Source organism: Streptomyces sp. NPDC058307, assembly GCF_042880295.1.
Taxonomy (GTDB): Bacteria; Actinomycetota; Actinomycetes; order Streptomycetales; family Streptomycetaceae; genus Streptomyces.
This window is the reverse complement of sequence record NZ_JBHVYZ010000057.1, coordinates 2,561-16,476: the sequence shown is the minus strand read 5'-3', so window position 1 is coordinate 16,476 and position 13,916 is coordinate 2,561. Positions and strand designations below refer to the sequence as shown.

The window sequence follows — 13,916 nt, the reverse complement described above, 5'->3', positions numbered from 1 at the left end:
GGTCCGAGGAATCCGAAGATCTGTCCCGACTCGACGGTGAGGTCCAGCCCCGACACCGCCTCGGTGGTTCCGTAGCGCTTCGCGAGACCCTCTGTTCGTACGGCGATGCCGTCGCGTTCGCTCACGGCTGCCTCCCCTCGTGACGGCGCGCTCGAGCCTGGCGACGTGCCTGACGGCGGCCTTGGTGAAGGTGTTGGTCACGGTCTTGGTGACGCACGCTCAGAACCGTGTGGAACAACGTCATGTCACCGGGCTCGCCGATCGCGGTGCCGTCCACCTCGACCCAGGCGTGCGCGCCGAACGGCCGGGTGCGGAACCCCGAGCACCAGTCGGGCCAGCGGCCGGCCAGGCGGCACAGCAGCGCCGTTGCCACCGAGCGCTGCAGACAGCCCGCGATGCCCGCGCAGCGCAGGCTGACCGTCACCACCGCCTGTCGGGCGGCCAGCGCGCGCTCCGCGTCGGCCGGGCGGCTTCCCCGGCTCACGAACCGCAGGACCTGGCACAGCCGCCGCGGCGGCAACCGGACCAGCAGTCGTGCCGCCCCGGCCGCGGACCGGGCGGTGACACGTCTGCGCCACGGCAGCGGAACCGAGCCTTCGACCGCAACGGGGATGCTCATGAGGCGCTCACCACGAGTCGTGCCCTGGTCAGCGCGTCGAGCAGGGCACGCACGTCGCCGACGGCTCGCTCGGCCGCGTCGGGGGACTGCCCTGAGAGGTGTGGCGACGTCCTCCGGTGAACGGCCTTCCAGCAGCAGCCGTACGGTGGCGGCGCCGGACCTGTTGAGCTGCCAGAACCGGCCGACGCGCTGGTCGAGCAGCACCATCCCGCCCTCGACCTCGGTCAGCGTGACATGGGGGGCCAGAGCGACGGTCATCGTGATCCACCTCCAGAGTGCGCGGCGGGCGCCAAAGCCAGGGTGCGCAGCCAGGACTCGCAGGCCAGCGTGTTCTGGAACGGGCCCAGATGTCTGGCGTCCGGCACGGGCCGGGTCAGCGCCTCCCGCAGGGCGCCGGCGATCACCAGCCCCCGGTCGGCGACCCGCAGGTCGGCACACAACTCGCTCAGCCGGCGTTTGTTGTCGTTCAGCCCCCGGAACATCTCGGCGCTGAACTCGCCCTTGTCCGGCCGGTCGAGGAGAGCGTCGGGGACGAGACCACGCATCGCGGCGGTGAGCAGGGGCTTGAAGCGACCGGGTACGGCCCTGTCCTCGACCCGGACCGACAGCGCGGCCTCGACGACCCGGTCGTCCAGGAACGGGGCCTCCCACGTGACGCCGTAGGGCTCCGTGTACCGGCCCAGCTGCCGGACGGTCGAGCCCTCCATCACAAGGGACTCCAGCACACGGTGCCGGAACCGGTCCGGGTCGAGAGGCGCCGGAGCGGTTTCCGCGGTCTCCCGCAGCAGCCGCCGGACCGTGTCGACGGTGCCGGGGGTCGCCCAGGGCGGCATCCTCGGGTCGATGCTCCAGCCCAGAGCGAGTCGGCCGACGGGAGGTCTGGAACAGGTGAGGGTGTCCGCCGCCCCGCCGACCGCCTGTGCGAAACCGGTACGGTCGGTCAGCCGCGGTGACGAACTCTTCGGCACCATGCCCAGCATCCTGTGGTCCCTGGCACACCGGCACCCGCTCCGCAGCCTGCCGGTGCTGCGTCGCTATCAACTTCTCAACCGGTGGCGCCTGTTCGCCATGGCGCGCGTCGGCGCCGACGAGGAAGCCGTGATTGTCCCCGCATTACGCGCCGGGGTGCGTGGTTAATGTCGACCATGGCCCGGATTCCCGCGCGGAATACCGGGTCACGATCGATGACGAAGACACGTACACCCTCCTCGTCGACGACATGGCTTTCGTCATGAACAGTTATGCTCTCCCGCGTTGTGCCACTCATGACGCACCCTCGGACCACATACAGGAGAGCCTTAAGACATACACAGAAACGACCATCGCCATACCCCCCGTGACCACGCTCGAACATGCCGCTACAAACACCGAGGCACATATGTCAGCCATTTATCAGGGTAACCCCACGCTCCGCGACCGAGAAGTAACCACCGGAAGAAAGATGACTGAAAGCAATCGGCAACCGACATCCCCGCTCGGGCGTCCCCTTTGCGCCCACCGCCACCAACACCCACCATACGACTCAAGGATGGCCACCTCGGGAGGCCACGGAATCTGGCGGGATTCCAGCGGCTAATACTGGAACACATCATTCCCGACCAGGTGATGACTGGCACCTTGTCTGAATTTTGCAGGGGCCGTTGATTTCTGCGTGAGCGATCTACCGGAAGACGCACAGCAGTCAGAAGCACTCGCTCTGTCCAATCCGGGTGAGCGCGAGTTCGAGCCCTCGTCTCGGTCGGGTGGTCTTGCGGCCGGCCGGGCATGAGACGCAGTCCTCCGTACCGGCGCCGATGTCGTACAACCAGGCTTCCCTGGGCGGGGCCGATTGTCCACGGAGTGGATCTACGCCGTTCACGGAGCTGTTGCCTCAGCGCGAGTAATCCGTGATTCCTCATGCCGATTGTCAAGCGGCTAGGGCGGTGGGAGGCACAGCCTGGTAGGGCCGTCCGTCGTGTAGGGGACCCAGAAGACGTTGACGCGTCGGCGGGCCAGGGGGAGGACGGTCTGGATGTGGCGCTTGCCTTCGGCGCGCTTGCGTTCGTAAAACCGGCGGGAGTCCTCGCGGTGACGGATGCTGAACAACGCGGAGATGTAGTCCTCGAGCACCTCGTCGAACGGCCGTGGGAACTTCCCGGCCCGATCCGTGATGCTCGATCACGGCGAAAACGTACAAGCGGGCCCCGGACATGCTGGAGGCCCGCTCGGGCGCCGGGTCGACGTCGGCCTCCTTCAAGATTTCCCAGACCGTGGGTGCTGCCACCTTCACCCCGAGTACGAGCAGCTCACCGTCCAGGCGCCGATCGCCCCAACTACGATTTCCCCTGGCCAGGCGCAGCATCAGCGCCCGGATCGAGTGCACGGTGCGGGGCCGGCCTCCGCGCTTCGGCCGGGACTGGGAAGCGTGTCGGCGGGCGATGACGTTGCGGTGCCGGCGCAGTACCGTGTACGGCCGCACCAGCAGCCGCATCCGGCGCAGCACTTCCCGTGGCAGGCCATGGAGGAGCGACGCCAAAAACGCCCGGTCGCTCGCGTGGAACCGGACCGCTGCCCGTCCAGCTGCCGTTCCAGAACGCCGATCTGGTGCCGCAGGGCCAGGATCTCGGCATCTTTGTCCCGGTCGCTCATCGGCAGCAGTCGCAACATCGCGAACGCGTTCGTCACACCCAGGTACGCCGGTCTCAGCAGCAGGGCCGATCATCATGCCGCGCCAACCGGCGCGGCGCGATACCGGCGACTCGATCGGCCTCGGCCAATGCCCAAACCCGATCCCGCCTGCGTGGATGAGGTATTCGGCAAGGGCAGGGTCGGTTGTGAGTACGGGTGTGAGTGCGACTGTGGGTCAATGCGTGAGTACCCGTCAATCACGAATTCCCATGGGTGACTGCGGCCGCACAATTCGCCCCGCAATTGTTTACCGCGGGCGCCGGGCCTGCCGTCGCGGCCGCGCATGTGATCCGCACAGGAGGCAGCAACCCGCGTCCTCCATTGGCCAGGCGGCGGCCGGACAGCGCGGCGCCCCGGCGCCGCGCCGCGAGTCCTTCTGTCAGCTCTCGATCCAGCCGTGGGCCTTGGCGCACTCGGCGAGACCCGCCCGCGCGAGCAGGATCTCCTCGCCGGTGAGGGTGGGCACGACGCGCAGCAGCACCTCGGTCACTTCCCTGAGGTAGTCCTTGGCGCTCAGCACATCGCACAAGTCCTGGTCGCCCGACTCCTGCGGCACGGACAGCGCCGGCAGCGCCGATCGCCTCCCGGCGACCTCGGGGCCCAGCTGGACGGAGAACGCCTTGGGGCCGCGGTCGCCCTCTTCGACCTCGAACTCCACGGTCAGCCCCTGGCGCACCTGCTCCTCGGGGAACAACAGGTCGTTGACGTGCAGAAACACGTCGTCACCGCCGCTCTCCGGAGCTATGAACCCGTAACCGCGCGCGCTGTCGAACCGCACCACTCGACCATTGACCGTCACAGCAACCCCACCTCAAAGCCGACCACGACACCTCAGCAAAACCTCGACAGAGCGTAGTTGACCACCCAGAGTCGTCAAGTCCCCGCTGTCGCCTTCGAGCGCCGGAGATTGCCCGGAACCGCGGAGGGGCGGTGGTCAGGACGGCGGAAACAGCGGTTGTCGCAAAACAAGGTTCATGTATACACCAAGGTTCGGTCGCACCTCGACCAAGTTCGGTCAAAATGCGGTCCAGTTTTGGCACTCATTTGGATATAAAGAGCGGCCTTTCCCGTGAACCGCGCTGCAAACACTTACGCGGGATGGAGGTTTTTGGGTGGGGCAGGTGGGGATGGATGTGAGTAGCGGTGTACTAGAGGGTGCATGGAGTTCGGCATCGCCGGGGGGCATAAACCCGCTCCTTCGCGTCACCTTCGTGAAACCCCGGCAACTGGCGAGGGGACGGCAGATGAGCATCGGATCACACGCGGTCCGACCGACCATGGTGTTCTCCACGAACACCACAGCTGATGGCTCCCCGGCACCGCATACGTCCATCCGTTCCGCCGACGACGTGCGCAGCAGCCGCGGCACGACCGCCGCAGGCTTCCTGAACCGAGCCCGCAGACCCTCGACTTCTGCCCGCTTACAAACCCGTCCAGCAGTTTGACGAACTGCGTCGCGGATGACCGGAGGCAACAATTCAGTTCAACATCCTCGGCCCTCTGGAAGTCGTTGCCCAGGATAGAGCGATGCCGCTCGGCGGTATCAAGCAGCGCGCGATGCTGGGCATGCTGCTGCTGAGAGCCAACCGGATAGTGCCATCGAGCAAGTTACTGGACTCGCTGTGGGTCGACGGCGTGCCGCCGACCGCGCGGAAGATGCTGCAGAACGCCGCGTCCGGCCTGCGGGGGATACTGGCCTGCGACAGCAGCAGTGCGGACCCGCCGGTACTTCTCACCCACACGCCGGGGTACCTGCTGCACGTCGAACCCAGCACCATCGACCTCAGCCGGTTCACCCTCCACACCGAAGCCGCCCGTTCGTACGCCGCCGACACCGACTGGGAGTCCGCGCGGCGCGAGCTGCGCGAGGCGATCGGCGTCTGGCGGGGCCCGGTCCTCGCCGACCTGACCGAGGCATGTACCGCGTGGCCCGAGGCCGTTGCGGTCCAGAAGACGTATCTCGTCGCGGTCGAGGAGCTCTTCGACGCCGAACTCGCCTGCGGACGGCACCGCGAGGTCGTCGCGGAGCTCGAACTCGTCGCCGGACGGGAGCTTTCCCACGAGCGCCTGGTGGCGCAGCTGATGCTCGCGCTGTACCGGTGTGGACGGCAGTTGGACGCGCTCGGCGTGTACCGCCGCGCGCGCGTGTCGCTGATCGAGACCCACGGCCTGGAGCCCAGCCGTGAACTGCAGGAGATCGAGCACCTGATCCTCAACCAGGACGTGCGGCTGGACTGGCACGGCGGTGCCATGCCCGCTGTCGGCGACAGCCGCATCACGGCGGTTCCCTGGCCGACCGCCGACGACCTGGCCGACACGGCCGCGAGGGCCGCCGCCTCGCCCGAGGACGCGCCCGCCGGGCCGGTGCCTTCGGAGCCCGCGGCCACGAACGGCCGCGTCGTCCCCCTGACGCCGGGGCGGTTGGCCACCGTGATGGCCGTCGTCGGCGAGGTGGAACGCCGGCCCGGTGCGGACGCCGCGGAGACGACATCCGCACTCGGCGCGGTGGCCGCGACAGTGAACCGCGAGGCCGGCCGATACGGCGGCGTGGTCGTCAGCACACTGGCATCGGTGAGCTGGATAGTCTTCGACGGCGCCGACGATGCCCCCGACCGGGCCATCAAGACCGGGCTGGCGATACGCGACGCGCTGAAGCCCGTCCGCTCCGTCCGCGACGCCGCCGACAACCGGGCGCCGCAGGTGGCCGTCAAGGTCGCCGTCGTGTCCACCGACGCGATCCTCAGCTTCCCTTCCGGTGACGGCACCCTGCGCGGCCTCGACAGCGCCACGGTCGGCCAGTGCCTTCAGCTGGCCAGCGCCGCTCCGCCAGGACGGGTCTGGGTCAGCGAGGAGACCCAGCGCGCCACCGAGTGCTGCGTCCGGTACGAGCGGGTCGGCGACGGCGCGTGGGAGGCGGCGGAACTCCTTTCGGAACCGCGCCGGCCGGACACGGCGAAAATGCTCGTCGGAGGCCCGGGCAAGATCCAGAAGCTGCTCGGCCTGCTCGCGGGCATCGGCGGGCAGCACGCGTCGCCGCTCATCGAGACGATCAGCCGTCGTCGTGGCGGCATCCCGGAGAACGCGATGGTCGAGGTCACCGTCAGCGTGCTGCTGCCCGCGGACGACACCTGCGACTGGACACTCCGGGAGGTCACCTGAACCCCGACGACCTGTGACCTGTGACCTGTGACCCGCCACCCGGCGGGTCGAACCACGGGTCCGCGTTCTCGCGGGCCCGACACACTGACCGGCATGGCCAGGAGGGACCGCATGGGCATCGATGACGCATCGGACGAGGAAGGCCTGTGGCTCAGGCGATTCGAGCCCGCTGACCACGACGCGGGGTACCGCCTGGTCTGCTTCCCGCACGCGGGAGGCTCCGCCGCCTTCTACCGTCCTGTGGCGCAGGGGCTGGCTCCGGCCGTGGATGTGCTCGCGGTGCAGTATCCCGGGCGCCAGGACCGGCGGGCCGAGCCCTGCATCGACGACATACCGCTGATGGCGGACCAGATCGCCCGCGTACTGGCGGGGTCCCTGGACCGCCCGCTGGCGCTGTTCGGCCACAGCATGGGCGCCCTGATCGCCTTCGAGGTGGCTCGACGGCTACAGCGGGACCACCCGGACCAGCCCGCGCACCTGTTCGTCTCCGGTCGGCGCGCTCCCACCCGGTACCACGAGGAGACGTTCCACCTGCTCGACGACGACGGGATCATCGCCGAGATCGCCTCGCGCGGTGGCACGGACGCCCGGGTGCTGGAATCGCCGGAGCTGAGGGAGATGGTGCTGCCCGCGATCCGCGGGGACTACCGGGCAGTGGGCAAGTACCGCTACGTCGCCGGCGAGCCGCTGCGGTGCCCCGTGACGGCGATCGTCGGGGACCGGGACCCGCAGGCCAGTGTGGAAGAGGTCATGGACTGGGAGGAGCAGGCGCCGAAGGACGGCTTCGCGTTCTCGCTCTTCCCCGGCGGGCACTTCTTTCTCATCAAGGAGATCGCCGGTGTGCTGGCGGTGGTGACCGACCGCCTCGACCTGGCGGCCGAGGGCCGCCGTTGAGTGATTCGCCTCCTGCCGCGGGAGACCGGCCGCGGAATGCCTGTCGCGGGAGGCGAAGCACGCTCTACTTCTGCGGTTCCGGGGGTGCCGCAGAATTCTTCTCGTCCTGGCCCGGGGCGGCATTTCGCTGCGGCGGGACGAAAAGGCCGGGCGCGCTGAGGTCCGGTACCGTTTTCACCGCGTCGAGGGCCGACTGGATCGCCTCCGCGAGTGACGCCGCCTCCGTATCGATGTCCAGTCGCGTCACGAGGATGTCGGCGTTCGTCGGGTGTGCGCCGGTCGTAAATTCCGCACCGTCGCACCCGGCCTTTTTCATGCTCTCGGATTCCTCATCCGTGATCTTCCGGTCGAGGACCAGCGTGAACGTGTGACCCATGGCTGCGTAACCTCTCGAGTGCGATGAGTGGACAGGGCCGTTGCTGAGCCCGTGGCAGGCGCCCCTGGCGGGCGGATTCGTCCTCAGAGCACTGTGTCCTCGTACCCGGTCGGCCGGCCCTCCAGGATCACCGTCTTGGTCTCGAGGAAGGGCAGCAGTCCCTCGCGTCCGCCTTCGCGGCCGATGCCGGACTGCTTGAACCCGCCGAAGGCGATGCCGAAATCGTTGCGGACCGCGTTGTGGCCGACGGTCCCGGACCGCAGCTGCCTCGCGACCTCGCGGGCCCGGTCGACGTCGTTGGTGAACACCGAGGCGTTGAGGCCGTAGATGGTGTCATTGGCGATCCGGATCGCGTCCTGCTCGTCCTCGGCGGGCAGGACGGACAGCACCGGGCCGAAGATCTCCTCCTGGGCGATGACCGAGCGGCTGTCGACGTTGCCGAACACGGTGGGCTCGACGTACCAGCCCCGGACCAGGCTCTTGGGGCGGCTGCCGCCGGTGGCCAGCGTGGCACCGTCGGCGATGCCCCTGGCGATGTAGCTCTCGACCCGGTCCCGCTGCCGGCTGGTCGCCAGCGGGCCCATCTGCGACTGCGGGTCGAACGGGTTGCCCACCCGTACCTGGGAGAACATGCCGGCGAGCGCCTCGACCAGTTCGTCGTGCCGCCGACGGGTGACCACTATCCGGGTCAGCGAGGAGCACACCTGGCCGGACAGGACGCACTCGGCCCGCGAGAGGCTGCGGGCGGCCGTCACCAGGTCCATGTCGTCGAGGATCACGGCGGCGGACTTGCCGCCGAGCTCCAGCGTGCAGCGTGCCACGCGCTCGCCGCAGAGCGAGGCGATACGCCGGCCCGCGGCCGTCGACCCGGTGAACGTGATCTTGTCCACCCGCGGATCGCGCACCAGCAGTTCCGACACCTCGCGGTCCGCGGTGACGACGTTGAGCACGCCGGCCGGCAGCCCGGCCGCCGCGGCGGCCTCCGCGAGCAGGTAGCCCTCCCCCGGTGCCTCGGGCGACAGCTTCAGGACCACCGTGCAGCCGGCCAGCAGCGCGGGAGCGACCTTGTTGCTGATCAGCCCCATCGGGGCGTTCCAGGGGACGATCGCGCCGACCACGCCGGCCGCCTCGCGGACGATCAGGCCGAACTCGCCGCCGGCCGTGGGCTTGACCGGCTCCTCGAACGGAAACGTGCGGGCCATCGCGGCATACCGCTTGAAGGTGGCGTCCGCGCCGGAACCCGCGTACGCAGCATAGGTGTGCAGCACCCCGGACTCGCGCGGCCAGACCTGGCCGATGTCCTCGCCGCGCAGCCGGAGTTCGGCGCCGACCGCCCGCAGGTAACCGGCCCGCTCCACTGGCGTCAGCCGCGGCCAGGGGCCCTCGTCGAAGGCCGCCCGCGCCGCCGCGACGGCTCGCGCGATGTCGGCGGCCTGCGCCTCCGCGACCCTGAAGTACAGCTCCTCGGTCGCCGAGTCGATCACGTCGATCATGGCGGCGGACGACGGCGCCACCCACTGTCCACCGATGAAGAAGCGGTCCGCCCAGCCGATCGGCGCCTTCGCTTCGTAGGCCAGGCTCATTCGGTCACCCTCCCGATCGCCGAGGGCGTTCATGCTTCCCGGCTCCCGGCGGCCGCGTAAAGAGCGGTCGGCCATCGGCCCGCCATTGCCGAGTAACTGAGTCTTCCATTCCGGAGGAGTTTCCCATCCGGTTTCCGCAACGCCGCCCGGAGCGCCCGGTGAGGGGTTGCCCGCGCTCGGCAAGATGCCTAGCCTGCGCAACAGTGAATACTCGTGGAAGGGGAACTCGTGGACCGTGCGTTCGTGGAGGCCATTGAATCGCCGGAAGCCGGTCCAGACGACATTGCGTCACTTCCTTTACCGGAGTTCTATCGAGCGGCTGTGTTGCTGAAGGAGGAGCAGCACATGTTCGACGGTGTTCCGGTGGCGCATCGTAATCCCACCAAATCGCTGCATCTGACGGAGGTTCCCCTGCCGGCGCCGGGTCCGGGTGAAGTCCTGGTGGCGACCATGGCGAGTTCCATCAATTACAACACGGTGTGGAGTGCGATATTCGAGCCCATCCCCACCTTCACGTTCCTGGAGCGGTACGCACGCACCGGGGGGCTCGCGGCCCGGCATGACCAGCCGTACCACGTGGTCGGCTCCGATCTCGCCGGGATCGTGCTGCGGACGGGCCCCGGCGTGCGGCGCTGGAGCCCGGGCGACAGGGTGGTGGCCCATTGCCTCAGCGTCGAGCTGGAGGACCCCGCGGGGCACGACGACTCGATGCTCGACCCCGAGCAGCGGATCTGGGGGTTCGAGACCAACTTCGGCGGACTCGCCGAAGTCGCCCTGGTCAAGGCGAATCAGCTGATGCCCAAGCCCGCCCACCTGACGTGGGAGGAGGCCGCCGTGTCGGGTCTGGTCAACTCGACCGCGTACCGGCAGCTCGTCTCCCGCAACGGGGCGAACATGCGGCAGGGGGACAACGTCCTGATCTGGGGTGCGGCAAGCGGCCTCGGCTCGTACGCCACCCAGTACGCCCTGGCCGGCGGTGCTTTCCCGATCTGCGTGGTCTCCAGCGCCCAAAAGGCCGAGATCTGCCGGGAGATGGGCGCGGAGGCGGTCATCGACCGAAGCGCTCAGGACTACCGCTTCTGGTCCGAGGACGGAACGCAGAACCCCCGCGAATGGCGGCGGTTCGGCCAGCACGTCAGGGAGCTGACGGGCGGGGAGGACGTGGACATCGTGTTCGAGCACCCGGGGCGTGACACCTTCGGCGCCTCGGTCTACGTCGCCCGCCGTGGCGGGACGATCGTCACCTGCGCCTCGACGACCGGCTATCTGCACGAGTTCGACAACAGGTACCTGTGGATGAAGGTCAAGCGCATCATCGGCTCGCACTTCGCCAACTACTACGAGGCGTGGCAGGCGAACAGGCTGATCACCCGGGGCCGGATCCATCCGTCGCTGTCGCGGACGTACCCGCTGGAGCAGGTCGGCCTGGCCACCGAGGCCGTCCACGGGAACCGGCACCAGGGCAAGGTGGGTGTGCTGTGCCTCGCCGCGACGGAGGGCACCGGGGTGGACGCACCGGAGTTCCGGGCCCGCCACGAGGCCCAAATCAACCGCTTCCGTGTGGTCTCGGACTCGCCGGACCCCGTCCGCTGACAGCCGCTCCCTCACGGCCGCCGGCTCCGAAGCGAGGGCACATCACCGCCTGAGGCTCTCGAACGCCACCAGGAGCCGGTCGGGGCCGCGCAGGATCGCGTTGTCCCGGTAAGGGGGCGGGTCCGCCACCAGGCGGGGGCCGTCCAGGCGCCGGGCGAGCGCGGTGAGCGCCACCTGCGCCTCGGTCCTGGCCAGCACGGCGCCGACGCAGTAGTGCAGGCCGCCCCCGAAGGTGATGTGGGCGTTCCCGGCCCGCTCCGGCCGGAACGCCCCGGGATCGTCGAAGCGCCGGGGGTCGCGGTCGCCTGCGGCGAGCAGCAGACGCATGCGGGAGCCGCGAGGGATGACGGTGCCGCCGACCTCGATGTCGGCCAGCGCGCTGCGGCCCACCATCTGCACCGGCGGGTCGTACCGGAGCACCTCCTCGACCAGGAGCGTGACGGTGCGGGGGTCGCTCCGCAGCCGGCCGAGCACGTCCGGGTGCCTGAGCAGGGCGAGCGCGCCGTTGGCGATGAGGTTCACCGTCGTCTCGTGCCCGGCCACGAGCAGCTGCGCGAGGTTCGAGATGAGGTCCGGCACGGCCATCGGGCCGTCCTCACCGCCCCCTTGGAGCAGGGCGGACACGAGGTCGTCACGAGGGCTGGCCTTCCGTTTCCCGACCAGGTCGACCATGTTGTCGCGCATCGCCAGCCGGGCGCCCAGGAGTTGGTCGAGCTGCTGCTCGGTCAGGCTCTCCGCGGGGTCGAGTCCCCGGGTGAGCCGACGGGCGAATTCGCGGAAGACGGGCTCGTCCTCCCGGGGGACGCCCAGCAGTTCGCAGATGACCGTGACGGGCAGCGGATAGGCGAGGTCCTCCACCACGTCCAACTGCCCGGGGCCGTCCGTGGCGTGGGCGTCGAGCAGGCGGGCGACGAGGCGGTCGATGTGGCCGCGTATGCCGGTGATCCTGGGCATCAGGTGCCGCATGATCTGCCGGCGCAGCTTGTCGTGAACGGGCGGGTCCTGGGTCAGCAACCGCCGGCCGGCGGGCTTGCCGTCCGCGCCGCGCGCGACGGTGCGCCCCTTGGGCGTCTGCTCGATGTGCCGGTTGGAGCTGACGCGCGGATCGCGCAGCAGCCGCGTGATGTCGTGATAGCCGCTGACGAGGTAGGTGCCGTCCGCGGTGCGGGCCACCGGATAGCGGGCCAGACGCTCCCACAGCGGGTACGGGTCCGGGCGGTTGCGCGGCTGCAGCAGCGACGAGAACAGCTCGGTGGCGTCGTGAACCGTGGCCGTCGTCATGTCGGTCTCCTCATTGCGGCGGGGACGAGGGCACCAGGGACCGTGGTGCGACACCCGCGGCACCGGAGAATCCCGCGTCCTGCGGAATCAGTTCGGGCGGGCCGTCGCCCGCGTTGATCCGGGGCGGGAACGGGGCGCGGGCCTCGATGAGCGCCGCGTAACCGTCCAGGACGCGCGGCGAGTTGACCGCGACCGCCGCGATCAGCCGGCCGCGGCGCCCGTACGCGACGACGAATCGGCCTTCCGCGAAGGTGCCCTGAGTCAAGACCGTACTGTCGGCGAGCGAGGGCAGGCCGACCGCTTTGATGTTCGCGCCGAACTGGTCGGACCAGAACGCCGGAAGCGGTGCGTAGTCAGTGCGGCTCGACGGTGAGCACGTCATGTTGTGCGCAGCCGCCCGCGCCTGCGCCACCGCGTTGCCCCAGTGGCCGAGTGAGATCAGCTGCCCGTCGTAGAGAGGGTGCGGCCAGCGGGCCACGTCGCCCGCCGCGAAGACCTCCCCGGCGACCGAGCCGTCGGTCCCGCGCACCCGGCACGCGCTGTCGCACACCACACCGCGCGGTCCCGCGTCCAGCCCCGAGCCGCGCAGCCACTCCACATTGGCGACCGCGCCCAGGGCGATCACGGCGGCATCGGCTTCCACGGATGTGTCGTCCGACAGCCGGGCGCGCCGCAGCCGCCCGCGCGCGTCCGCCTCCAGTGCCGTGACGGTGGTCCCCAGCCTGAGGTCGACCCCGCAGTCCCGCTGCAGGCGGGCGGCATGACCGGCGACGATGGTGCCGAGCGCACCCGACAGCGGCGACGGGCCGCGGTGCACCAGCGTCACGGCCAGCCCCAGGCTCCGGCACGCGCTGGCGACCTCGGAACCGATGAGGCCTCCCCCGACGACCAGGACCCGCCGCGGTCCGGCGGCCAGATCGGCCCGCAGCCGTTCGGCGTCGTCCCTGCCGCGCAGCCGGTGGACACCGTGAACCGCCGCGTCCTGGCCGGGCATTTCCCGGGCGCGCACCCCGGTGGCGATCAGCAGCCGGTCGTACGGCACCGTCCGGCCGTCTGCCAGCAGCACCCGGCGGCCAGCGGCGTCCAGGCCGGCCGCGGTCGCGTGCAGCCAGTGGGCGCCGGTGTCGCGGGGGCGGGCCATGAGCACGTGCTCGATGTCCAGCCGGCCGGTCAGTACCGCCTTGGACAGCGCCGGCCGGTCGTACGGCTCGTACGGCTCGTCGCCGATGACGGTGACGTCCCCAGTGAAGCCCTCGTCGCGGAGCGCCTCCACGGCGCGCAGCCCGGCGAGCGAGGCCCCGACGACCACGATCCGGCGCGGCTGCCCGGCCCGTCCCGCGGCCATGGCGCGTTGCGGTCCGCGCGCCCCCGCAAGGGTGCTCGGCCACTCGGCGGTGATGGCCTGAACGGGGCAGGCGGCCACCGCGCGGGCGACGTCGTCCTCCTCGGCGGCGGGCGGCACGTGATCGTATTCCAGTGACTCCTCGCCGCTGAAGCGGAAGACCCCCGGGGCCATCATGGTGCACTGGCCGTAGCTCTGGCACTGGTTGAGGTCGACGATCACTGTCATGCGCCATGCTCCTCTGCGACTCGCGCGGTGGCTGGGGCGGGCTCCGCCGGGGCCGATCCGGGGGCGACTCGCGGGGGGGGGGGGGGGGGCGGCGCCCCCCGCCCGCCCCGGGACGAGCCCGCGGGGCCCCCGCCCCCCCCCCCCCCCCCCCCCCCCCCCCCCCCCCCCCCCCCC

General features: G+C 70.1%; 11 protein-coding genes and 2 pseudogenes. 4 read left to right on the top strand and 9 right to left on the bottom strand.

Features of this window, described 5'->3' with window-relative positions; translation table 11 throughout:
• Nucleotides 1-121: 121 nt before the first annotated feature.
• The gene (locus ACFVYN_RS31625) at nucleotides 122-877 is read right to left on the bottom strand and encodes a lasso peptide biosynthesis B2 protein (RefSeq protein ID WP_390004750.1); all 756 of its coding nucleotides are present in this window, start codon (nucleotides 875-877) and stop codon (nucleotides 122-124) included.
• Nucleotides 874-1,590 (bottom strand): asparagine synthase-related protein, encoded by a 717-nt coding sequence (locus ACFVYN_RS31620; protein WP_390004748.1) that lies wholly within the window; start codon nucleotides 1,588-1,590, stop codon nucleotides 874-876. The genes ACFVYN_RS31625 and ACFVYN_RS31620 overlap by 4 nt, the downstream gene beginning before the upstream one ends.
• Here ACFVYN_RS31620 and ACFVYN_RS31615 point away from each other — a divergent pair.
• A complete protein-coding gene (locus ACFVYN_RS31615) occupies nucleotides 1,589-1,756 on the top strand; it encodes a hypothetical protein (protein ID WP_390004746.1) in 168 nt (55 codons plus the stop codon). The two genes, ACFVYN_RS31620 and ACFVYN_RS31615, sit on opposite strands and share 2 nt — an antisense overlap.
• 769 nt (nucleotides 1,757-2,525) lie before the next feature.
• On the opposite strand, the pseudogene ACFVYN_RS31610 reads toward ACFVYN_RS31615, so the two are convergent.
• The 3 genes and pseudogenes from ACFVYN_RS31610 to ACFVYN_RS31600 all read right to left on the bottom strand — a co-directional run.
• A pseudogene (locus ACFVYN_RS31610) lies at nucleotides 2,526-2,716 on the bottom strand (IS110 family transposase); the annotation flags it as partial.
• A 52-nt stretch (nucleotides 2,717-2,768) separates the two neighbouring features.
• Nucleotides 2,769-3,310, bottom strand: a pseudogene (locus ACFVYN_RS31605) (integrase); the annotation flags it as partial.
• Nucleotides 3,311-3,665: 355 nt separating this feature from the next.
• Complete coding sequence (locus ACFVYN_RS31600; RefSeq protein ID WP_390004743.1) at nucleotides 3,666-4,085, bottom strand: cold-shock protein; 420 nt, start codon at nucleotides 4,083-4,085, stop codon at nucleotides 3,666-3,668.
• A gap of 728 nt (nucleotides 4,086-4,813) precedes the next feature.
• Between ACFVYN_RS31600 and ACFVYN_RS31595 the strand changes: the two genes are divergently transcribed.
• A complete protein-coding gene (locus ACFVYN_RS31595) occupies nucleotides 4,814-6,445 on the top strand; it encodes a BTAD domain-containing putative transcriptional regulator (RefSeq protein ID WP_390004740.1) in 1,632 nt (543 codons plus the stop codon).
• Between the two features lie 111 nt (nucleotides 6,446-6,556).
• On the top strand, nucleotides 6,557-7,339 hold the full coding sequence (locus ACFVYN_RS31590; RefSeq protein WP_390004737.1) for a thioesterase II family protein: 783 nt from the start codon (nucleotides 6,557-6,559) through the stop codon (nucleotides 7,337-7,339).
• 64 nt (nucleotides 7,340-7,403) lie between these two features.
• On the opposite strand, the gene ACFVYN_RS31585 is transcribed toward ACFVYN_RS31590, so the two are convergent.
• Nucleotides 7,404-7,715, bottom strand: coding sequence for a hypothetical protein (locus tag ACFVYN_RS31585; protein ID WP_390004734.1), 312 nt, complete (start codon nucleotides 7,713-7,715; stop codon nucleotides 7,404-7,406).
• A gap of 83 nt (nucleotides 7,716-7,798) precedes the next feature.
• The gene (locus tag ACFVYN_RS31580; RefSeq protein WP_390004731.1) at nucleotides 7,799-9,298 is read right to left on the bottom strand and encodes an aldehyde dehydrogenase; all 1,500 of its coding nucleotides are present in this window, start codon (nucleotides 9,296-9,298) and stop codon (nucleotides 7,799-7,801) included.
• Between the two features lie 228 nt (nucleotides 9,299-9,526).
• Here ACFVYN_RS31580 and ccrA point away from each other — a divergent pair, with 228 nt between their 5' ends.
• The gene (ccrA, locus tag ACFVYN_RS31575; RefSeq protein ID WP_390004728.1) at nucleotides 9,527-10,891 is read left to right on the top strand and encodes a crotonyl-CoA carboxylase/reductase; all 1,365 of its coding nucleotides are present in this window, start codon (nucleotides 9,527-9,529) and stop codon (nucleotides 10,889-10,891) included.
• Between the two features lie 42 nt (nucleotides 10,892-10,933).
• Here ccrA and ACFVYN_RS31570 read toward each other — a convergent pair whose 3' ends face one another.
• Together ACFVYN_RS31570 and ACFVYN_RS31565 are read right to left on the bottom strand one after the other, a co-directional pair.
• The gene (locus ACFVYN_RS31570) at nucleotides 10,934-12,172 is read right to left on the bottom strand and encodes a cytochrome P450 (protein WP_390004726.1); all 1,239 of its coding nucleotides are present in this window, start codon (nucleotides 12,170-12,172) and stop codon (nucleotides 10,934-10,936) included.
• 10 nt (nucleotides 12,173-12,182) lie between these two features.
• The gene (locus ACFVYN_RS31565) at nucleotides 12,183-13,742 is read right to left on the bottom strand and encodes an FAD-dependent oxidoreductase (protein ID WP_390004724.1); all 1,560 of its coding nucleotides are present in this window, start codon (nucleotides 13,740-13,742) and stop codon (nucleotides 12,183-12,185) included.
• Nucleotides 13,743-13,916: the final 174 nt, after the last annotated feature.